Raw genomic sequence first — 18,016 nt, 5'->3', positions numbered from 1 at the left:
TGCTCGGGGACGGCCTCGATCATCGAGGCCGAATGCGCTCGCGATGCTTCCCGTCGCCTTGTTGTCGCTCTCGACGCAGGGACATGCGGCGAGCGGACCATGCAAGGACACGGAGCGCGTCCTGTTCGCTTGCCGGATCGGACGCGCCACGGCGGCGATTTGCAGCGCCGGAGACGCGCCCGAGAGCGTGCGCGTCCAATATCGGTTTCTGCGGTCGGGAGTTCCGCAATTGAGCATTCCGTCCGCGGACGACGGATGGCGCGACTCCGTCAGCGCGGGAGCCTTCACATTGATCGGAGGCGGCGGAGCCTATGCCGCCTTCCTCAACGGACCCTTCCGTTACGTCGTCTATACGAGCATCGCGCGCGGGCGGGAGCGGGCGGGCGTCGCCGTCGAAAAGAACGGGCGGCTTCTCCGGAACTCGAGGTGCTCTTCCAAAGCCGCCTCCGAGCTCGGCCCGGACCTTTTCGATCGATACCGAATTCCTGCGGACAAGAGCGGATTCGAATTGCCTTAGACCGGCCGGCGCGACTCTCGTACCGGATGTCCATGATGGCGTGGTCCATCTCGCCGCCGGTCGAGAACTCCCCCCGTTCGCGAGCGGCGGCGCGGCCCGCATGGGCGAGATCGCATCTTCCGCCCGCGGCGCCTCTTGCGCTTGGCCCTGTACCGCAATAGCTTGTCGACAGCTATGTCTCTACGATTGTTTCTGACTTTGTCGCGCGGCGTCGTTTCATGCGTGGGTGGGCAGGCCACTGGGGTTACGCGATCCTTGCGTCGATGTGGGTCACGACGCCCGCCATTGCAGGCGCCTTTTTACAACCTCCGGGAGAGGGCGTCGTAATTTTCACCATGGGCGTCGCCGAAGCGCGAGGAGCCTACGACTCTCTCGGCCGGCTCGTCGCCGCGCCGGCCTATGACAAGCTCGAGGCGCAGCTCTATGCGGAATATGGTCTGCTCGAGCAGCTGACGCTCGTCGCGGAAACGAATTACCTGCGCTTTCGCGGCTCCGGCGCGCAGAGGCAGGCCGAGCAGCTCGCTGTCTTGACCGAGCAGGCGCGCGCCGGCGCGCCGCTCTTCCTGCCGCCGGGCGTCGGCTCCGGCGCGCGCTATGCGGGTCCGGGCGTCCAGTCGCTGGGCGCTCGGCTTCGGCTGCTGCAGCTCGGGCCGGTGGTTCTGTCCACGCAGGCGAGCCTGCGCGCGTCGGTGGGCGAGGGACGCAAATTCCTCGACATGAGGGAGCATTTTCAGCTCGACGGCCGCATGCTGATCGGCTCGCCGATCGAGCTGCTCGGCATGGCCGGCTTCGCCGAGGGGCAGATCGGCTATCGGTCCGCCGGTCAGAACAGCGCCGAGATTCGCAGCGAGATCGCCACGGGACTGCGGCCGACGGCGGATGTGCTGCTGCTGGCCCAAGGTTTCTTCTATGTCGCGCCCTGGGCGTTGGACGGCGCCTTCACCGCCTCTCACCGGCTGCAGCTCAGCGCGGTCTATGACCTCTCCCGCACGGTCGCGGTCCAGATCGGCGCGCGCGCCTCGTTGCGCGGCGTCAATGATTCGGCCGAGCGCGGCCTCGTCGGCGCCCTATGGTATAGATTTTGAGAACGGCGGCCGGGGAGCCGAGAGAAAATGGCGCGTTGTTTCGGGATCATTCTCGCGGGAGGGCAGGCGCGCCGCATGGGCGGCGCCGACAAGCCGCTGATCGAGATCGGCGGCGCGCCGATTCTCGAGCATGTCGTTCGCCGCCTCGCGCCGCAATGTGTCGGCCTCGCGCTCAACGCCAATGGCGCGCCGGAGCGTTTCTCGGCCTTCGGCTTGCCCGTCCTCGCCGATAAGGTCGAGGGCTTCGCAGGGCCGCTCGCCGGCGTGCTGGCCGGGCTCGACCATATCGCCGCGGAACATCCCGATGCGCCCTTCGCTGTGAGCGTACCGGCCGACACGCCGTTCATTCCGGCCGATCTCGTGGCGCGGCTCGCCGCCGCGCGCGCCGCGGCGGGGGCGCAGATTGCGGTCGCATCATCGAGCGAGCGCACGCATCATGCGGTCGCCCTCTGGCCCGTGTCGCTGCGCGAGAAGCTGCGCCACGCGCTGGTGCAGGAGGATTTACGCAAGGTGAGCGGCTTCATCGAGCGCTACCGCAATGTCGTCGTCGAATGGCCCATCTCCCCCTTCGACCCGTTCTTCAATGTGAACCGGCCGGAAGATGTCGATATGGCGGAAGCGATCGCGAGGATCATGCGATCTGCATGAGCCCGTAGCTCGTTCACACGAATCCCGGATCGATCTTGCTCGTCCGCTCGAGCCAGCGCGGCGTCGGCAGGTTCAGCCCGCGCAGAAAGTCGAGATTATAGAGCTTCGATGCGTAACGTGTGCCGAGATCGGCGAGGATCGTCACGATCGTATGGCCGGGGCCGAGCTCCTTGGCGAGTCGGATCGCCCCCGCGACATTGACGCCCGAGGAGCCGCCGAGCAGCAGCCCCTCGTTCTCGGCGAGATCGAACAGGATCGGCAGCGCCTCCTCGTCGGTGATCTGATAAGCGAGATCGATCGGCGCGCCTTCGAGATTGGCGGTGATGCGGCCCTGGCCGATCCCCTCCGTGATCGAGGAGCCGGAGGCCTGCAATTCTCCGGTCGTGTAGTAGGCAAAGAGCGCGGCGCCCATCGGATCGGCGATGGCGATCTTGACCGAGGGCTTGCGCTCCTTGAGCGCGATCGCGACGCCGGCCAGCGTGCCGCCGGTGCCGACCGCGCAGACGAAGCCGTCGATCTCGCCATTGGTGTCGGCGAAAATCTCCGGCCCGGTAGTCTGCACATGCGCGTCGCGATTGGCGACATTGTCGAACTGATTGGCCCAGATCGCTCCCTCGGGACGCTCGGAGGCGAGACGCTCGGCCAGCCGGCCGGAGAGCTTCACATAATTATTCGGATTGGCGTAAGGGACGGCGGGAACCTCGACCAGCTCGGCGCCTTGCAGGCGCAGCGTGTCCTTCTTCTCCTGGCTCTGCGTCTCCGGGATCACGATCACGGTGCGAAAGCCGAGCGCATTGGCGACGAGCGCGAGGCCGATCCCCGTATTGCCGGCGGTGCCCTCGACGATGACGCCGCCCGGCTTCAGCGTTCCGCGGGCGATCGCGTCCTGCACGATCGACAGGGCGGCGCGGTCTTTCACCGAGCCGCCGGGATTCATGAATTCCGCCTTGCCGAGAATGCGGCAGCCTGTGGCCTCGGAGGCCGCGCGCAATTCGACGAGCGGTGTGGCGCCGATCGCTTCGATGACATTTCCGGCGAATTTCATGGGCCTTTTCCTCTGCGCGGGATGAGCCGCGCTAGCTTATAGCCAAGGGAGAAGCAAGGATTATTCCGTCTCCCGCGCGAAGCGGCCTTCGAGACGGAATATCGCGCGATGCGTCGCGCTCTCGCCGGGGCGCAAAACGCGCATCGACGGTTTCTCGAAAAGATCGCCGCAAAAATCCTCGGGGTCGCCGTGGCCGGTCCACGCCTCGATGCAGAGAAAGGGCGCCGGGGGCCGCGACCACAAGGCGATATGGGGAAAGTCGTCGAGCTCGATGGAGAGGCGCAGGCCGGCGCCATTGTCATAGGCGAGGCGCCGGCTCGCGGCGTCGAGGAAGCACAAAGCCTCCCGCTCCAGCAGCTCGCGCGTCAGCGGCAGCACGCCGCCGTCGAGCGGGACGGGCCGGCGGCGCGCCGAGAACAGGCCGCCCGGGGCGATGATCGGAACTTCGGCGCGCTCGGCCCTTTCGAAACGGATCGAATGGGCGGCGGAGGAGCCGGCGAGCGGCCAGCGGAAGCCGGGGTGCAGGCCCGCCGCATAGGGCAGGGGCCGATCGCCGCGATTGGTCGCGACGAGCGCGATCTCGATTTCGCCCGGCCGCAGCGCGAAGCGCGCCTCGAGCCGGAAGGCGAAAGGATAGAGGGCCAGAGTCTCCTCGTCCGCGTCGAGGACGAAGCGCGCCGCCGCCCGCGACCGCTCGGCGAGCGCGAAGCGCTTGCGCCGCGCGAAGCCATGCAGGCCGAGCGGAAATTCGCGGGTCCCGATCCGCGCGCGGCCGTTCCGCGTCCAGCCGACGACGGGGAACAGGATCGGCGCCGTCTCGCTCCAGACGGCGGGGTCGGGCGACCAGACCAGATCGGCGTCCTGCGCGCGCCAGGACAATAATTGCGCGCCGAGCGGCGAGACGGCCGCGTGGTCATGAGCGCCGGCGCGAAGGAGAATCGGTTCGCACATAGCGTGAGCGTGCCTGTTTCGCACGCCGGCGCAAGGAAGTTCGCCGGCGTCGGGGGCGCGCGGCGAGCACGCAAGTAGATTTACGCTTCGTAAAGGCTGTGCGGACAAATTGTGGTCATGTGATCTCGGGGAGGAAGCGATGGATGCGGCGAAGGGGGCGGGCCGTCGGCCGGCCGCGCACATGCGCGAGACGAGGCAATCGCGCCGCGAGGCGGCCGTCGAGATGCGCCGGCGTCGGCCGCTGGCTACCCTGTCGGCGGCGCAGGTCCTGCGGGCCGCGCTGCTGCTGGCGGCCGGCTTCGCCTGTCTCGCCGGCCTGCATGCCGGCGGGGCCAGAGCGCAGGCGCCGCGGGCCGAAGCGGGGGAGCAGAGCTCCGCAGCGCTTCCGCGGATAGTGAACGTCAACCGATAAAATCAGGCGTACCATTAATTCAAAGGCGGTTTCCGAACGATCGCCTGGTGTTGGCGCAGGCGTTCCGCGGCATGTGGCCGGCCCCGGCGGAAGCGGTTTCCTCGGGCGCCGCCTGGCGCGGGCGGAGCATTACGTACGGACTCGAAGATTAAGGTTAAGCAAAACCTAATAAGGCGCGCCCGGCGAAATTGCGATACATAGGTAGCCGTTCGGATCGCGGACGACGAGACTCCGCGACGTAGCGAAAGCGTTCGAGAGCGTGACACATGGCGCAAGCGTCGGATTTGGTCGGAAGCGCGCAGCCTCCCGTGTCCTTTGCGGAAAGGCTCGCAGGTTCGGAGGCGTTCGGCGCCCTGTTCCGGGAGGGCATGGCGCTGGTCGAGGAGGCGGCCGCCTATCTCGACGGCGCCGGCCGCGACGACGCCAAGTCCCTGGCGCGACCGGAGGCGCTGGCCTATGCCGCGGAGAGCATGCGGCTGACCACCCGCCTGATGCAGATCGCTTCGTGGCTGCTGCTGCAACGCGCAGTCAACCAGGGGGAGATCACCAGGGCGCAGGCGGCGAGCGACAAGCACAAGGTGAGGCTGTCACAGCAGGAGCTCGCCTCCAATCCGGAGATCTTCTCCCATCTGCCGGAGAAGCTGCGCGATCTCGCCATTCATTCGCTGCGCCTGCAGGCGCGCGTCATCCATCTCGATCAGCTGATCTACGGCGTGACCGCGACCACCGCGTCGAGCGCCGGGCCGAGCCCGGTCGAGGCGCAGCTGCAAAAGCTCCGCAACGCCTTCGCGACCGGAATGTGAGAGCCGCGCACGGCGGCTCGTCGCTCACTTCTTGCCGAAAGACAGATTGCCGAAACGCGAGTTGAAGCGCGACAGACGGCCGCCGCGGTCGAGCAACTGCTGCGAGCCGCCGGTCCAGGCCGGATGCGTCTTGGGGTCGATGTCGAGATTGAGGATGTCGCCCTCGCTGCCCCAGGTCGAACGGGTGAAATACTCCGTCCCGTCGGTCATGACGACTTTGATCGTATGATAATCGGGGTGGATTTCTTTCTTCATCGTCTCGTCCTCGCGATCTTTCGGGAATTGGCGGCGCTCTTAGCGCAATGCGCGGCGAGGAGCAAGCGCGCGTCTCTTGCCTTCACCGCTTCAGGCGGCGAGCAGACGCTGCACCTCGTTGACGAGGTCCCGAAGATGGAAGGGCTTGGAGAGAATCTTGGCTTGGCGCGGAGCCTGATTGTCCGGATTGAGCGCGACCGCCGCGAAGCCGGTGATGAACATCACTTTGATCTCGGGGTCGAGCTCGGTCGCGCGGCGGGCGAGCTCTATGCCGTCCATCTCCGGCATGACGATATCGGTGAGCAGCAGCTCGAAAGGCTCGACCCTCAGCTGGTCATAGGCCGCGAGGCCGTTGTCGAACGACTTGACGGCGAATCCGGCCGTCTGCAGCGCTCGCACCAGAAAGCGCCGCATGTCGTTGTCGTCCTCCGCCAGCAGGATTTTCGCGGAAATCTTCTCGGTCATATCATTCCTCGCTGTTTGCAACATAAGGGCGCAGTTTGGTAAAAATCGGGTGAAACCGAGCGGACGCGCCGACGGTCGAGCCGCCTTCCGTGGCCCTTGTTTCGCATATCGATAAAAATTCGGGAATCCGGGAGCCGATCGGTCTATGGTGGCGGATCGGGCCATTCGCGGAGAGATCGAGGTCAGTCGATGAGTTCCGAGCCGTTGCAGGAAGAGGAGCGCGCCGAGGCGGCGGATTCCGAGCTCGGCGTTGCTTTCGAGGTGATCGAGCCCGAGGAACTCGTCTCGCCGCTCGTCTTCTCCTCCCCACATTCCGGCGACATCTACCCGGCGGGCTTTCTCGCCAGCTCGCGGCTCGACATTGCGAGCCTGCGCCGCTCGGAGGACGCGCATGTGCATGCGCTGTTCGGTCTGGCGCCCGCGGCCGGCGCGCCGCTGATCAAGGCGCATTTCCCGCGCGCCTATCTCGATCTCAATCGCGAGCCCTACGAGCTCGATCCCCGCATGTTCGAGGACACGCTGCCGGAGTTCGCCAACACGCGCTCCCTACGGGTGGCGGCGGGCCTCGGCACCATCCCGCGCGTCGTCGCCGACGCCCGCGAGATCTATGCCGCGCCCCTTCGCGTCGGCGAGGCGCTGCGCCGCATCGACAGGCTGCACAAGCCTTATCACGCGGCGTTGCGCGGGTTGATGCAGCGCGCGCGGCGGCGCTTCGGCGTGGCCCTGCTCATCGATTGCCATTCGATGCCGTCCAATGTCGCCAAGGAGAGCCAGACGCCGCGCGGCGACAAGCGCAAGCCCGATTTCGTGCTCGGCGACCGTTTCGGCGCCAGCTGCGCGGCGGAGATCGTCGAGACGATCGAGACGCGGCTCGGGCAATGGGGCTATCACGTGCAGCGCAACCGCCCCTATGCGGGCGGCTATATCACCGAACATTACGGCCGGCCGGCCGCCGGCTCGCATGCGGTGCAGATCGAGATCGCCCGCAATCTCTATATGAACGAGGAGGATCTCGTGCGCAACGACGAGTTCGATCTCCTCGTCGCGCGGCTCGGCGAGCTGGCGCGTCTGCTCGCGCAGACGGTCGGACCGCGCGAGCAGCGCGCCGCCGCCGAATAGGCCGCGCGAGGAGCGAGCGCATGACCGCCGTCGATTTCGAGAAATTCGTCGAGCGTCTCGCCGACGCCTCGGGGGAAGCGATCCTGCCCTTCTTCCGCACCAGCCTCGCGGCGGAGGACAAGGCGCATGGCGGCGCCTTCGATCCGGTCACGGAGGCGGACCGCGCCGCCGAGCTCGCCATGCGCCGGCTCATAGAGGGCGCCTTTCCGAGCCATGGGATCGTCGGCGAGGAGTTCGGCAATCTGCGCGAGGACGCCGAATATGTCTGGGTGCTCGATCCGATCGATGGCACCAAGAGCTTCATCTGCGGCCTGCCCGTGTGGGGCACGCTGATCGGCCTCACTCATCGCGGACGTCCCTGCTACGGGCTGATGCACCAGCCCTTCACGCGCGAGCGCTTTTCGGGGGACGGCGAGGCGGCCTTTTGGCGCGGGCCGGCGCGCCGCCATTCGGAGCCTGCATGGAAGGCGCAGCCTGCCGCCGAAGAGCGCCGCAGGCTGAGCGCCCGCGCCTGCGCGAGCCTCGCCGAGGCGACCTTGATGACGACGTCGCCCAAGCTCATCGACGAGTCGTTGCGCGACGCCTTCTTCCGTGTCGAGGCGCTCACGCGCCTCTCGCGCTATGGCGGAGACTGCTACGCTTATTGCGCGCTGGCGGCGGGCCACGTCGATCTCGTCATAGAGACCAATCTCAACCCTTACGACATTGTCGCTCTGATCCCGATCGTCGAAGGGGCGGGAGGAATCGTCACCACCTGGGACGGCGGCTCGGCGGCGCAGGGCGGCGCGATCGTCGCGGCCGGAGATCGCCGCGTCCACGACGCGGCGATGCGCATGCTCACGCGCGGCTGAGGGCCGAGCGTTCATCGGGAATGGACGAACAAACGCCCATCTCCGAGCGGCCCCTCACATCTCAGCTCGACACTCTCTGGCATTCGTCCGCGCAGGCCTTGCAGGCCTCGCCGCAATTCTTGCATTCCGAATATTGCGGGAAGCGGTCGCATTCCTTCTTGCAGGCCATGCAGACGTCATAGACCGTCTTGGCGAGCGCCGGCGTCGTGGGCGAATTGACCGCGGCGAGCGTCTCCAGCGCCGCGCAAGCGGCGACGAGGTCATAGGACGCCTTGGTGCATTCGGCCATGCTCGTGTCGTTCATCGACAGCATGCCGAAACAGTGGCGCAGGCATTCATTGCCGGTGGAGACGCATTTGGCGCTCGTCTCCATCAGAGCGGGGTATTTCGCCGGATGGTGATGGAGAGGCGCGCCCGGCGCAGTCGCCTGAGCGAAAGCGCGGGCGGATGTCGCCGCGGCCGCGGCGGCGCCGATGGCGGCGACGAATTGACGGCGTTCCATTTGTCGTTCCTCCGTTGCTTTCGGAAAATTTCTTCCCGCTAGGAGCGCGTTCGCGAACGATTCAACGCTCCAGGCGGCTGGGTCGTTGCAAAGAAAAGCCGCCGACGCCATTTGTTCTTTCTGCCGAGGAGGGGAAGATGGAACAGACCGTCGTGCTCACGCTCGCGCGCAGCGATGCAGAAGCGCTCATCGGCGCGTTGCGGCGGCGGGCGGAACGCCTGTGCGACATTCGCCGCGAGCTCTGCGAGCCGGAAGGGGCGGACGAGCTCGAGCGGCAGGAGCGCGCCTATTTCGAAGAGGAGAACGCCGTCGTCGAGCGCGTTCTCGCCGCTCTCGACGCCGCACTTTCGGCGTCGGCCGGCGTCTGAAGAAACCACGAACGACGTCGTGCGCGCGACGCCGTCCGAGGCGCCTGCCGGTATGTCGCGGCGTTACTGGAGCGGCGTCGCGCCGGCCGAGGAGGCGGCCGTCCCATCGAGCAGACGCTCGGCCGTGTCGGCCACTTTCAGCCACACCTCGTGCCCCTCCTCGTCGCCGGCGCGCTGCAGGTCGAGGGCGCGTTCTCTCGCCTTTGCGGGCGCTTCGCCCGCCAGCCGATGCGTGAGCACGCGGGCGTGGATCTCGACGGCCTGATCCAGAGAAATCTCCATAGAGTCAATTCCCTCTGCCCTGGCGGGCGCGCTTTGCGACCGCGCCGCGTCTGTCCCATGGCCTCGGTGCGTCGCCCATGTGGCGGATTGTCGCATCCCGCGCCCGCGCCGTCAAAGCGCCGCATCCATCCGCTCTCTCGCAGCCGAGGCGCGCCGACGTTCGACGGCTTCGGCGAGCCGGCGCAGGCAGCCGAGCGACTGTGGCCAATCGAGGCAGCCGTCGGTGACGCTCTGGCCATAGACGAGCGGGTGCCCGGAAACGAGGTCCTGGCGGCCGCCGACGAGATGACTCTCGATCATCACGCCGATGACGCTGCGTTCGCCGGCCTCGATCCGCCGCGCCAGATCCTCGATCACCCGCGGCTGGTTCTCCGGCTTTTTGCCGCTGTTGGCGTGCGAGGCGTCGACCATCACATAGGGCGAGACGCCGGATTTTTCCGCCTCGGCGCAGGCCGCAGCGACGCTCGCCGCGTCAAAGTTCGGCGTCTTTCCGCCGCGCAGGATGATGTGGCAATCCTCATTGCCGCTGGTCGCGGCGATGGCGCAGCGGCCGTCCTTGGCGACGGCGAGGAAATGATGCGGCTGCGCGGCGGAGAGCGCCGCGTCGAGGGCGATGCGCACATTGCCGTCGGTGCCGTTCTTGAAGCCGATCGGGCAGGAGAGGCCGGAGGCCAGCTCGCGATGGACCTGGCTCTCCGTCGTGCGCGCGCCGATCGCGCCCCAGCCGACGAGATCGGCGATATATTGCGGCGTCGCCATGTCGAGGAACTCGCAGCCGGCGGGCAGCCCGAGTTCGTTCACCTCGAGCAGCAGGCGCCGCGCGAGGCGCAATCCGGTCTCGATGTCGAAGCTGCCGTCGAGTCGCGGATCGTTGATGAGGCCCTTCCAGCCGACCGTGGTGCGCGGCTTCTCGAAATAGACGCGCATGATGATCTCGAGCCGGTCGGCGAATTCGCGGCGCGCCTGCGCGAGACGGCGCGCATAATCGAGCGCGGCGTCCGCATCGTGGATGGAGCAGGGGCCGATGACGACGGCGAGACGGTCGTCGCGGCCACGCAGAATTTCGCGCAACGCCGCCCGGACGGAGGCGACGACGCGGCTCGCGCTCTCGCTGCGCGGCAACTCGCGCATGATCTCGGCGGGCGCGGTCAGCTCTTTGATCTTGACGATGCGCAGGTCGTCGGTTTCGGTCGGCACGGCGCGGCTCCTTCGTTCGAACGAGGCCGGCGGCGCAAAAAAAAGCCGCCAGCGGGTCTGGCGGCTCCTGGGGACTTTCGCGGGTCTTACGGTCGGATGTCGACCGTCCGCATCGCTCCCTCCGCCGCCGGCGCGGGATAGCCGAAATACCAGTAGAAGGGCGCGGCGGGGATGACGGTCATGAGAGTGGACTTAAATCGGCGCGTGGGATCGTGTCAAGCCGCCACTCGGCGGCTTTGCGCGGTTCTGACGCGTTCTCCGCGCCGCGCCCGTCAGGCGAGCCGTCTGACATAATCCAGAGCTCGGTGGCATATTGTCTCAGAGTATGGCGCTCGTCACGCCGGCTCAATTCGACACCCGGCTCAATTCGCATATCGAAAGGCAGACCCGATGACTTCTTCCCCTTTGATCATCCGCCGAGGGCAGGGCGAAACTCTCGATGTGGTGGGCATGGCCCTGCGCTTCCTCTGCCGTTCGGAGGATACGCGCGGCGCTTGGTCGCTGATGGAGAATGTGATCCCCGAGAACGCCGGCCCCCCGCCGCATCGCCATTCGTGGGACGAGGCCTATTACATCATTTCCGGCGAGGTGGAGTTCGAGATCGGCGGAAAGCGCGAGCGCGTCGGAGCGGGCGAGTTCGTCTTCGCTCCGGCCGGCGCCACGCACGCTTTTCACGGCGTCTCGAAGGAGCCGGCGCGCATGTTGACCTTCGACGCCCCGGCGCATGCGGAGGCTTTTTTCAAGGAGGTGGATCGGGAAGTCACGGAGCTGCCGCGCGATCTCGCGAAGCTGCCCCAGATCGGCGAGCGGCATGGGCTCGTGTTCGAGGAGGCGTGAAGCCCAGTCCCCCCGGCGAGGCGAAACCGAGAGGTCCGAAGGGCGCGTCGCCCGAATCTCGCCGATATGGTTTCCCCGATTTTCCGAGTCGTGCGTCGCGGTCTTTGCTGCGACGCGGCAGCGCAAGGGCCGGCGGAGCGCCGGCCCTTCGACGGGACGATCATCTCTCGCGCTCAGTCGCAGACCGTCACGTCGTGGAAATAGATCACATTGCCCCAGCGATCGGTGACCGGGCGGTGGGCGATGTAGCAATCGGAATCGGTGATCTCGTCGAGCGCGAGGGCGCCCAGAGCGTCGGCCACGGGCGCGTGATAATGATGGCGCCACGGACGGGCGTCGGCGGAGAGAGTGGAGCCCGCGAGGGCGAGGGCCGTGAGGCCGGCGGTCAGAATCGTCTTGTTCATGGTCGCGCTCCTCGAAATTTTCGTTCGCTCGTTTGCGTCGAGCGTCGTGACCTTACGAAGCGGGACTGTGACAGCGATGTGCGCGGGCGCACACATCGAAGGCGTCGCAGGCGCGGACGCCACCGCGGGAGCGGCGTCAGGACTGGCGGAACGTTCGCGCGTTTCCCGCCGATGTCGTCGAGAACATCGGAGCCAGAATGACGAGAAACAGCATCGCTTATCTGGCCGCGGCGACGATGGCCGTCGCCCTTCCGGCGTACGCCTTCGCTTGGAGGTCGGGGCATTGGGGCGAGAGCCCGAGCAGCAGCAAAGACAGGGGCTACGGCGGACGTCCGGCCGGCGGCGGCTGGTGACGCGACCGAGGCGACGGCGCGCGGGCGACCGCCGCGACGTCACTCCTCGCTCTGCGCGAGGAGCTTGGCTTGGCGGTCCGTCGTCAGCGCGTCGACGATCTCGTCGAGGTCTCCCTCCATCACGCGATCGAGCTTGTAGAGCGTCAGATTGATGCGATGGTCGGTGACCCGGCCTTGCGGAAAATTATAGGTGCGGATTCGCTCGGAACGGTCGCCGGAGCCGACCTGCGCCTTGCGGTCGGCGGCGCGCGCGCTGTCCAATCGCTGCCGCTCGGCGTCGAAGAGACGCGAGCGCAAGACCTCCATCGCCTTCGCCTTGTTGCGATGCTGCGAGCGCTCCTCCTGCATCATCACCACGATGCCGGAAGGGATGTGCGTGATGCGGATCGCCGATTCCGTCTTGTTCACATGCTGGCCGCCGGCGCCGCCGGAGCGCATGGTCTCGATCTGCAGATCCTTGTCGTCGATCGCGACATCCACTTCTTCCGCCTGCGGAAGCACGGCGACCGTCGCAGCGGATGTGTGGATGCGCCCCTGCGTCTCCGTCGCCGGCACGCGCTGCACGCGATGCACGCCGGATTCGAATTTCAATCGCGCATAGACGCCGCGTCCGGCGATCTCGGCGACGATTTCCTTGTAGCCGCCGAGCGCGCCCTCGCTCGCCGACAGAATCTCGACGCTCCAGCCCTTTGCGCCGGCGTATTTCTGATAGGCGCGGAAAAGGTCGCCGGCAAAGAGCGCCGCCTCGTCGCCGCCTGTGCCGGCGCGCACCTCGAGAATGACGCCCTTCTCGTCGGCCGAGTCCTTGGGCAGCAGGGCGAGCTTCAATTCATGCGCGGCGTTTTCGAGCGCGCTTTCCGCGGCGTTCAGCTCGCCCTCGACGAATGCGCGCATTTCCGGCTCGAGCGCGGGATCGGCGAGCATCTCGCCGAGGCCGGCGATCTCGGCGCCGGTCGCACGATAGGCCCTGATCCTGGCGACCACATCGTCGAGCACGGCGAGCTCGCGCGACAGAGCGACGAAGCTCGCCGCATCGGGCCCGGCGGCGAGCCTGGCCCCGATCTCGTCGTGGCGGCGTAGAATGAGGTCGAGCTTGTCTTGTGCGAACATGTCCGGTCCGAGGCGATTGCGAGCGTCTCCTTTAGCCGCTTCCCGGCGGAAAGCGAGAAAAATGGCGCTGGACCGCCGTGCCCGCTCGTCGGCCCAACGAGCGGGCGACGCCGTGCATAGCGGCTCGACGCGCAATAGGCCCAGAGCATCAGGTGCGTCGTTAGAACGCGGGGCCGAACAGGGTTCGCAGCTTGTTCACGACAGTGCTATTTTCTAGCTTCCGCTTTCATTGGGGGAGGTTTCATCATGCCTTTTTTCAGAATTTCGTGCATGACCTGGTCCATCGCGGCCGCGTCGGCTCGCTCGCAGAGCGCAGCCGCGTCGCCCCAGTGGCTTATCGGCGCCCGATGGCTCGCCGTCGCGTTTCTCTCTTTCGCCCTCGCGGCGCCCGCATTCGCGCAGAGCGCGTCGCGCACGCGGCTCGTCACGCGGCCCTACTCTTCCAAAGCAGGCCAGACCGTGAAGCTCATAGCGGAAGTGGACGGCCTCGGCGGCGGCGCGCCGACGGGCACGGTGAGCTTTGCCGAGGGCGCGGTCACGCTCGGCGCGGGGACGCTGTCGCCCTATGGCGCGGGGCAGGCGACTTTGTCGATGGGCAATCAGCATAGCTGCGCCTTGTCTGCGGCAGGCGGCGTGCGCTGCTGGGGTCGCAACGATTATGGCCAGCTCGGCGACGGAACAATGGTCCACCGAAGCAGTCCTGTCTCGGTGTCGGGTTTGCCGAGCGATGTCGTCGCGATTGCGGCGGGCTGGGGTCACAGCTGCGCGCTGACCAGCGCCGGCGCTGTCGAATGCTGGGGCTTGAATGAAGTCGGGCAGCTCGGCGATGGGACTTATCCGAACCGGTCTGCGCCGGGCGTCGTGACGCGTCTTTCGAGCGGCGTCGTCGCGATCGCATCCGGCGCCGTACACAGCTGCGCGGTGACCAGCGTCGGCGCGGTGAAATGCTGGGGCTCGAATGTCGCAGGACAGCTCGGCGCCGGAACGCCGACCTATCATCGCACCCCCATAGGGGTGACAGGGCTTCGGAGCGGCGTCGTCGCGATCGCGGGGGGAACCCAGCATAGCTGCGCGCTGACCACCGCCGGCGCCGTCAAGTGCTGGGGCTACAATTTCTACGGCCAGCTCGGCGATGGGACGACGGCGAATCGCGCGACGCCCGTCGCCGTGCCGAGCCTCGCGAGCGGCGTCGTCGCGATTGCGGCGGGCTGGGGCCACAGCTGCGCGCTGATCAAGGCCGGCGCCGTCAAATGCTGGGGCGAGAACTCCAAGGGTCAGATCGGTGACGGAACGACGATCACCCGTCACACTCCTGTCGCAGTGTCGGGTCTGTCGAGCGGGGTCGTCGCGATTGCGGCGGGCGGCGGGTATAACTGCGCGCTCAAAGGCAACGGCGCCGTCCTGTGCTGGGGAGACAATGGGCAGGGCGTGCTCGGCGACAGGACGACGACAGATCGGACGACGCCCGTCGCCGTGCCCGGCCACACGCGAGGCGTCGTCGCAATCGCGCCGGGCGGCGATCACACCTGCGTGATGATCGGCTCCGGGGTCGTCAGATGCTGGGGCAGCAACGGGCTGGGTCAGCTCGGCGATGGGACGACCCAGAACCGCCGCCTCGCCCCCAAGCCGATTCCCGATTTCACGGCCCTCGTCCGCGCGCGGGCGCCTTTGCTGATCAACTCGCTCGCCGTCGGGCCGCATGCGCTGCATGCGAGCTATCCCGGCGATGCGGCCCACACGCCCTCGAGCGGAACGCAGTCGCACACCGTCCTCCCGTGACGGCGGCTCGCCGCGGCATCCTCTGTCTCCTCTCGCTTCACGGAGTTTTCGATCATGAACGCCTTACGACTTTTCGCTGTCGCGATCTCGTCTCTCGCCCTCGCGGCGCCCGCTTTTGCAAAGAGCGCGTCGCGCACGCGACTCGTCGCTCTGCCCAATCCTGCGAAGGCCGGTCAGTCGGTGCTGCTGCGAGCCGAGGTCGACGGGCTGGGCGGTGGCGCGCCCACAGGAACGGTGAGCTTTGCCGACGGCTCGGCCGCGCTGGGGGCGGCGACGCTGTCGCCCTACGGGGCCGGGCAGGCGACTCTGGCCGCCGGTGACCATCACACTTGCGTGCTGAGCGGCGCCGGCGGCATCAAATGCTGGGGCTGGAACGGCTCCGGCGCGCTCGGCGATGGAGGGTCGATAGGAGGCGCCACTCCGGTCTCCGTATCGGGCCTTTCGGCCGTCGCCGCGATCGCGGCGGGCGGCTTTCACACTTGCGCGCTGACCGGCGCCGGCGCGGTCAAATGCTGGGGCGCCAACGGCTCCGGCCAGGTCGGCGATGGGACCAAAACGGACCGGAAGACGCCAGTCGCGGTGTCGGGCCTTTCGAGCGGGATCGTCGCGATCACGGCCGGATATCGGCACAGCTGCGCGCTGACCATCGCCGGCGCGGTCAAATGCTGGGGCGCTAACTCTTTTGGCGCAATCGGCGACGGAACGACCACTAATCGACTCGTTCCCACGGCCGTGTCCGATCTGTCGAGCGGGGTGGTCGCGATCACAGCGGGCGCCTATCACACTTGCGCGCTGACCGACGCCGGAGCCGTCAAATGCTGGGGTTGGAATCAGTATGGACAGATCGGCGACGGGACGCGCGCCTATAAGTTGAAGCGTCTGACCCCCCTCTCCGTGAAGCGCCTTTCGAGCGGCGTCGTCGCGATCGCGGCTGGATACGCGCACAACTGCGCGCTGAAGAGTGGCGGCGCCATTCTGTGCTGGGGCTCGAACTGGTACGGCGCGCTCGGCGACGGAACGAACAAGCATCGGCCTATGGCGGTCAATGTCTCCGGCCTTACGCGCGGCGTCGTCGCGATCACGGCGGGATACGCGCACAGCTGCGCGCTGACCAGCGCCGGCGCCGCCATGTGCTGGGGCTCCAACCACGACGGCCAGATCGGCGATGGGACCACAACGAGCCGGAGCACGCCGGTCGCGGTGTCGGGTCTTTCGAGCGGCGTCGCCGCGATCGAGGGCGGCTATCAACACAGCTGCGCGCTGACCAACGCCGGCGCCGTCGAATGCTGGGGCGCAAACGGGGATGGCCAGCTCGGCGGCGGATCGGGGTGGGGGGAGCGCGCGCCCGTGCTCGTTTCCGGCGTGACGGGCCTCGTCCGGTCGCGCGCGCAGCTCGAAACGCGCTCGCTGGGCGTCGGGGCGCATGTGCTGCGGGCGAGCTTTCCGGGCGATGCGCTTCATTTCCACTCGAACGCATCGCGCGAGCAGACCGTCGTCCCGTGACGTCGGCTCGCCGCCGCATTCTCCGACTCCTCTCGCTTCACGGAGTTTTCGATCATGAACGCCTTGCGAATTTTCGCTGTCGCGATCGCATTTTTCGCCCTCGCGGCGCCCGCTTTTGCAAAGAGCGCGTCGCGCACGCGGCTCGTCACTTGGCCCAATCCGGCGAAAGCGGGCGAGGTCGTGCGGATGCAGGCCGAGGTCGACGGCTTCGGCGGCCGCGCGCCGACGGGAACGGTGAACTTCACCGACGGCGCCGTCGCGCTCGGTTCGGGAACGCTGTCGCCCAAAGGGGCGGGGCAGGCGACATTGGCGGTCGGCGGATATGCGAGCTGCGCCTTGACGTCCGCCGGAGGCGTCAAATGCTGGGGACGGAACGACAACGGCGAGCTCGGCGACGGAACGACCACGGACCGGCATACGCCCGTCGACGTGACGGGTCTTTCGAGCGGCGTCGTCGCCATCGCGGCGGGCTCCTGGCATAGCTGTGTGCTGACCGGCGCCGGATCGGTCAAATGCTGGGGTTGGAACTACTACGGCCAGATCGGCTCCGGCGGAGGGGCCGAGCGTTCCGTCCCCGTTTCGGTTCCGGGCATGTCGGGCGGCGTCGTCGCGATCGCGGCGGGCGTGGCGCACAGCTGCGCGCTGAACACCGCCGGAGGCGTCAAATGCTGGGGACGGAACGACGTCGGCCAACTCGGCGACGGAACGACCACGAACCGGGATACGCCGGTCGCCGTGAGGGGTTTCTCCAGCGGCGTCCTCGCGGTCGCGGCGGGCTTCGTGCACAGCTGCGCGCTGACCAACGCCGGCGCTGTCAAATGCTGGGGCGAGAACGTCCGCGGCCAATTGGGAAACGGGACGAGAATCGGGAGCCGCGTCCCTGTCGCCGTTTCGGGTCTCTCGAGCGGCGTCGTCGCGATCGCGGCGGGAGACTTTCATACCTGCGCGCTGACGACCGCGGGCGCGGTCAAATGCTGGGGCAGGAACGCCGACGGCGCGCTCGGCGACGGAACGACCACGCTGCGGCTCGTCCCCGTGCCCGTCACCGGCCTCTCGAGCGGCGTCGTCGCGATCGCGGGAGGCGGCAATTCGAGCTGTGTGGTGACGAGCGTCGGCGGCGCGAAATGTTGGGGCGGCAACTCCAATGGTCAGCTCGGCGACGGGACGACGACGAAACGCCTCGTTCCTGTCTCCGTGGCCGGCCTCTCGAGCGGCGTCGCCGCGATCTCGTTGCGCGTGCGCGCCTGCGCCGCGCTCAGCGGCGGCGCCGTCAAGTGCTGGGGCGAAAACCAGTATGGCGGAATCGGCGACGGCACGACCACCCTTCGCCTCACTCCCGTGCGGGTCTCGGGCTTGACGCCCCTCCTTCGCGCGCGCACGCGGTTCGGGACGCGTTCGCTCGCCGTCGGGACGCATGCGCTGCAGGCGAGCTATCCGGGCGACGCGGCGCATACGGCTTCGAGCGGCTCACAGTCGCAGACCATCGTCCCGTGACGGCGGCCCGCCACCCTCCAGCCCTCTCGCTTCACG

Annotated in this window: 22 protein-coding genes; 13 read left to right on the top strand and 9 right to left on the bottom strand. The window is 67.6% G+C overall.

What is annotated here, in order from left to right; genetic code table 11:
• Positions 1–43: 43 nt before the first annotated feature.
• The 3 genes from AC6IW9_RS17735 (at position 44) to mobA (ending at position 2,250) form a co-directional block, all read left to right on the top strand.
• Positions 44–517, top strand: coding sequence for a hypothetical protein (locus tag AC6IW9_RS17735; protein WP_497765559.1), 474 nt, complete (start codon positions 44–46; stop codon positions 515–517).
• 218 nt (positions 518–735) lie between these two features.
• Positions 736–1,602: a hypothetical protein gene (locus AC6IW9_RS17730; RefSeq protein ID WP_497765556.1), complete on the top strand. Its 867-nt coding sequence runs from the start codon at positions 736–738 to the stop codon at positions 1,600–1,602.
• A gap of 27 nt (positions 1,603–1,629) precedes the next feature.
• Complete coding sequence (mobA, locus tag AC6IW9_RS17725) at positions 1,630–2,250, top strand: molybdenum cofactor guanylyltransferase MobA (protein WP_497765553.1); 621 nt, start codon at positions 1,630–1,632, stop codon at positions 2,248–2,250.
• Between the two features lie 13 nt (positions 2,251–2,263).
• Here mobA and AC6IW9_RS17720 read toward each other — a convergent pair whose 3' ends face one another.
• Together AC6IW9_RS17720 and AC6IW9_RS17715 are read right to left on the bottom strand one after the other, a co-directional pair.
• Entirely contained in the window at positions 2,264–3,295 is a 1,032-nt protein-coding gene (locus AC6IW9_RS17720; RefSeq protein ID WP_497765550.1) for a cysteine synthase A, read from the bottom strand.
• Positions 3,296–3,355: 60 nt separating this feature from the next.
• On the bottom strand, positions 3,356–4,246 hold the full coding sequence (locus AC6IW9_RS17715; RefSeq protein ID WP_497765547.1) for an aldose 1-epimerase family protein: 891 nt from the start codon (positions 4,244–4,246) through the stop codon (positions 3,356–3,358).
• 139 nt (positions 4,247–4,385) lie between these two features.
• Between AC6IW9_RS17715 and AC6IW9_RS17710 the strand changes: the two genes are divergently transcribed.
• Together AC6IW9_RS17710 and rcdA are read left to right on the top strand one after the other, a co-directional pair.
• Positions 4,386–4,658, top strand: coding sequence for a hypothetical protein (locus AC6IW9_RS17710; protein WP_497765544.1), 273 nt, complete (start codon positions 4,386–4,388; stop codon positions 4,656–4,658).
• A gap of 266 nt (positions 4,659–4,924) precedes the next feature.
• On the top strand, positions 4,925–5,461 hold the full coding sequence (gene rcdA, locus AC6IW9_RS17705; RefSeq protein ID WP_497765541.1) for a protease adaptor protein RcdA: 537 nt from the start codon (positions 4,925–4,927) through the stop codon (positions 5,459–5,461).
• Positions 5,462–5,485: 24 nt separating this feature from the next.
• On the opposite strand, the gene rpmE is transcribed toward rcdA, so the two are convergent.
• A complete protein-coding gene (gene rpmE / locus AC6IW9_RS17700; RefSeq protein ID WP_497765538.1) occupies positions 5,486–5,716 on the bottom strand; it encodes a 50S ribosomal protein L31 in 231 nt (76 codons plus the stop codon).
• A 90-nt stretch (positions 5,717–5,806) separates the two neighbouring features.
• A complete protein-coding gene (cpdR, locus tag AC6IW9_RS17695) occupies positions 5,807–6,181 on the bottom strand; it encodes a cell cycle two-component system response regulator CpdR (protein ID WP_003610918.1) in 375 nt (124 codons plus the stop codon).
• Positions 6,182–6,370: 189 nt separating this feature from the next.
• Here cpdR and AC6IW9_RS17690 point away from each other — a divergent pair, with 189 nt between their 5' ends.
• On the top strand, positions 6,371–7,300 hold the full coding sequence (locus AC6IW9_RS17690; protein ID WP_497765534.1) for an N-formylglutamate amidohydrolase: 930 nt from the start codon (positions 6,371–6,373) through the stop codon (positions 7,298–7,300).
• Positions 7,301–7,320: 20 nt separating this feature from the next.
• Entirely contained in the window at positions 7,321–8,151 is an 831-nt protein-coding gene (gene hisN / locus AC6IW9_RS17685; protein WP_497765531.1) for a histidinol-phosphatase, read from the top strand.
• Between the two features lie 61 nt (positions 8,152–8,212).
• On the opposite strand, the gene AC6IW9_RS17680 is transcribed toward hisN, so the two are convergent.
• On the bottom strand, positions 8,213–8,653 hold the full coding sequence (locus AC6IW9_RS17680) for a four-helix bundle copper-binding protein (protein ID WP_497765528.1): 441 nt from the start codon (positions 8,651–8,653) through the stop codon (positions 8,213–8,215).
• 137 nt (positions 8,654–8,790) lie between these two features.
• Here AC6IW9_RS17680 and AC6IW9_RS17675 point away from each other — a divergent pair, with 137 nt between their 5' ends.
• Positions 8,791–9,021: a hypothetical protein gene (locus AC6IW9_RS17675; RefSeq protein ID WP_497765525.1), complete on the top strand. Its 231-nt coding sequence runs from the start codon at positions 8,791–8,793 to the stop codon at positions 9,019–9,021.
• Positions 9,022–9,084: 63 nt separating this feature from the next.
• Here the strand turns inward: AC6IW9_RS17675 and AC6IW9_RS17670 are convergent, their stop codons facing one another.
• Together AC6IW9_RS17670 and AC6IW9_RS17665 are read right to left on the bottom strand one after the other, a co-directional pair.
• The gene (locus AC6IW9_RS17670; RefSeq protein WP_497765522.1) at positions 9,085–9,303 is read right to left on the bottom strand and encodes a hypothetical protein; all 219 of its coding nucleotides are present in this window, start codon (positions 9,301–9,303) and stop codon (positions 9,085–9,087) included.
• Between the two features lie 111 nt (positions 9,304–9,414).
• Positions 9,415–10,500: a 3-deoxy-7-phosphoheptulonate synthase gene (locus tag AC6IW9_RS17665; RefSeq protein ID WP_497765520.1), complete on the bottom strand. Its 1,086-nt coding sequence runs from the start codon at positions 10,498–10,500 to the stop codon at positions 9,415–9,417.
• A 390-nt stretch (positions 10,501–10,890) separates the two neighbouring features.
• Here AC6IW9_RS17665 and AC6IW9_RS17660 point away from each other — a divergent pair, with 390 nt between their 5' ends.
• Positions 10,891–11,337: a cupin domain-containing protein gene (locus AC6IW9_RS17660; RefSeq protein WP_497765517.1), complete on the top strand. Its 447-nt coding sequence runs from the start codon at positions 10,891–10,893 to the stop codon at positions 11,335–11,337.
• Positions 11,338–11,510: 173 nt separating this feature from the next.
• Here the strand turns inward: AC6IW9_RS17660 and AC6IW9_RS17655 are convergent, their stop codons facing one another.
• Positions 11,511–11,741, bottom strand: a complete 231-nt coding sequence (locus AC6IW9_RS17655; protein ID WP_497765513.1) for a hypothetical protein — start codon at positions 11,739–11,741, stop codon at positions 11,511–11,513.
• A gap of 197 nt (positions 11,742–11,938) precedes the next feature.
• On the opposite strand from AC6IW9_RS17655, the gene AC6IW9_RS17650 reads away from it, so the two are divergent.
• Positions 11,939–12,094, top strand: a complete 156-nt coding sequence (locus AC6IW9_RS17650; protein WP_497765510.1) for a hypothetical protein — start codon at positions 11,939–11,941, stop codon at positions 12,092–12,094.
• A 39-nt stretch (positions 12,095–12,133) separates the two neighbouring features.
• On the opposite strand, the gene prfA is transcribed toward AC6IW9_RS17650, so the two are convergent.
• Positions 12,134–13,204 carry a peptide chain release factor 1 gene (gene prfA, locus AC6IW9_RS17645; RefSeq protein ID WP_497765506.1) on the bottom strand — a complete coding sequence of 357 codons (1,071 nt, stop codon included), beginning with the start codon at positions 13,202–13,204 and terminating at the stop codon, positions 12,134–12,136.
• A 270-nt stretch (positions 13,205–13,474) separates the two neighbouring features.
• Here prfA and AC6IW9_RS17640 point away from each other — a divergent pair, with 270 nt between their 5' ends.
• From AC6IW9_RS17640 to AC6IW9_RS17630, 3 genes are read left to right on the top strand one after another with little or no spacing between them, the layout of a single operon-like run.
• Positions 13,475–14,983, top strand: coding sequence for an RCC1 domain-containing protein (locus AC6IW9_RS17640; protein ID WP_497765504.1), 1,509 nt, complete (start codon positions 13,475–13,477; stop codon positions 14,981–14,983).
• Positions 14,984–15,037: 54 nt separating this feature from the next.
• Complete coding sequence (locus AC6IW9_RS17635; RefSeq protein WP_497765502.1) at positions 15,038–16,486, top strand: RCC1 domain-containing protein; 1,449 nt, start codon at positions 15,038–15,040, stop codon at positions 16,484–16,486.
• Positions 16,487–16,540: 54 nt separating this feature from the next.
• Positions 16,541–17,980, top strand: coding sequence for an RCC1 domain-containing protein (locus AC6IW9_RS17630; protein ID WP_497765500.1), 1,440 nt, complete (start codon positions 16,541–16,543; stop codon positions 17,978–17,980).
• The last annotated feature ends 36 nt before the right edge of the window (positions 17,981–18,016 follow it).

It is taken from the genome of Methylosinus sp. shoA (assembly GCF_059718125.1).
The sequence above is the reverse complement of the archived record's forward strand: the minus strand, read 5'-3'. Positions and strand labels throughout refer to the sequence as shown.

What these genes read in the sequence shown, in the direction of transcription:
- AC6IW9_RS17735 (WP_497765559.1), top strand. Translation starts at nt 44, where the DNA reads ATGCTTCCCGTCGCCTTGTTGTCGCTCTCGACGCAGGGACATGCGGCG.
- AC6IW9_RS17730 (WP_497765556.1), top strand. Translation starts at nt 736, where the DNA reads ATGCGTGGGTGGGCAGGCCACTGGGGTTACGCGATCCTTGCGTCGATG.
- mobA (WP_497765553.1), top strand. Translation starts at nt 1,630, where the DNA reads ATGGCGCGTTGTTTCGGGATCATTCTCGCGGGAGGGCAGGCGCGCCGC.
- AC6IW9_RS17720 (WP_497765550.1), bottom strand. Translation starts at nt 3,295, where the DNA reads ATGAAATTCGCCGGAAATGTCATCGAAGCGATCGGCGCCACACCGCTC.
- AC6IW9_RS17715 (WP_497765547.1), bottom strand. Translation starts at nt 4,246, where the DNA reads ATGTGCGAACCGATTCTCCTTCGCGCCGGCGCTCATGACCACGCGGCC.
- AC6IW9_RS17710 (WP_497765544.1), top strand. Translation starts at nt 4,386, where the DNA reads ATGGATGCGGCGAAGGGGGCGGGCCGTCGGCCGGCCGCGCACATGCGC.
- rcdA (WP_497765541.1), top strand. Translation starts at nt 4,925, where the DNA reads ATGGCGCAAGCGTCGGATTTGGTCGGAAGCGCGCAGCCTCCCGTGTCC.
- rpmE (WP_497765538.1), bottom strand. Translation starts at nt 5,716, where the DNA reads ATGAAGAAAGAAATCCACCCCGATTATCATACGATCAAAGTCGTCATG.
- cpdR (WP_003610918.1), bottom strand. Translation starts at nt 6,181, where the DNA reads ATGACCGAGAAGATTTCCGCGAAAATCCTGCTGGCGGAGGACGACAAC.
- AC6IW9_RS17690 (WP_497765534.1), top strand. Translation starts at nt 6,371, where the DNA reads ATGAGTTCCGAGCCGTTGCAGGAAGAGGAGCGCGCCGAGGCGGCGGAT.
- hisN (WP_497765531.1), top strand. Translation starts at nt 7,321, where the DNA reads ATGACCGCCGTCGATTTCGAGAAATTCGTCGAGCGTCTCGCCGACGCC.
- AC6IW9_RS17680 (WP_497765528.1), bottom strand. Translation starts at nt 8,653, where the DNA reads ATGGAACGCCGTCAATTCGTCGCCGCCATCGGCGCCGCCGCGGCCGCG.
- AC6IW9_RS17675 (WP_497765525.1), top strand. Translation starts at nt 8,791, where the DNA reads ATGGAACAGACCGTCGTGCTCACGCTCGCGCGCAGCGATGCAGAAGCG.
- AC6IW9_RS17670 (WP_497765522.1), bottom strand. Translation starts at nt 9,303, where the DNA reads ATGGAGATTTCTCTGGATCAGGCCGTCGAGATCCACGCCCGCGTGCTC.
- AC6IW9_RS17660 (WP_497765517.1), top strand. Translation starts at nt 10,891, where the DNA reads ATGACTTCTTCCCCTTTGATCATCCGCCGAGGGCAGGGCGAAACTCTC.
- AC6IW9_RS17655 (WP_497765513.1), bottom strand. Translation starts at nt 11,741, where the DNA reads ATGAACAAGACGATTCTGACCGCCGGCCTCACGGCCCTCGCCCTCGCG.
- AC6IW9_RS17650 (WP_497765510.1), top strand. Translation starts at nt 11,939, where the DNA reads ATGACGAGAAACAGCATCGCTTATCTGGCCGCGGCGACGATGGCCGTC.
- prfA (WP_497765506.1), bottom strand. Translation starts at nt 13,204, where the DNA reads ATGTTCGCACAAGACAAGCTCGACCTCATTCTACGCCGCCACGACGAG.
- AC6IW9_RS17640 (WP_497765504.1), top strand. Translation starts at nt 13,475, where the DNA reads ATGACCTGGTCCATCGCGGCCGCGTCGGCTCGCTCGCAGAGCGCAGCC.
- AC6IW9_RS17635 (WP_497765502.1), top strand. Translation starts at nt 15,038, where the DNA reads ATGAACGCCTTACGACTTTTCGCTGTCGCGATCTCGTCTCTCGCCCTC.
- AC6IW9_RS17630 (WP_497765500.1), top strand. Translation starts at nt 16,541, where the DNA reads ATGAACGCCTTGCGAATTTTCGCTGTCGCGATCGCATTTTTCGCCCTC.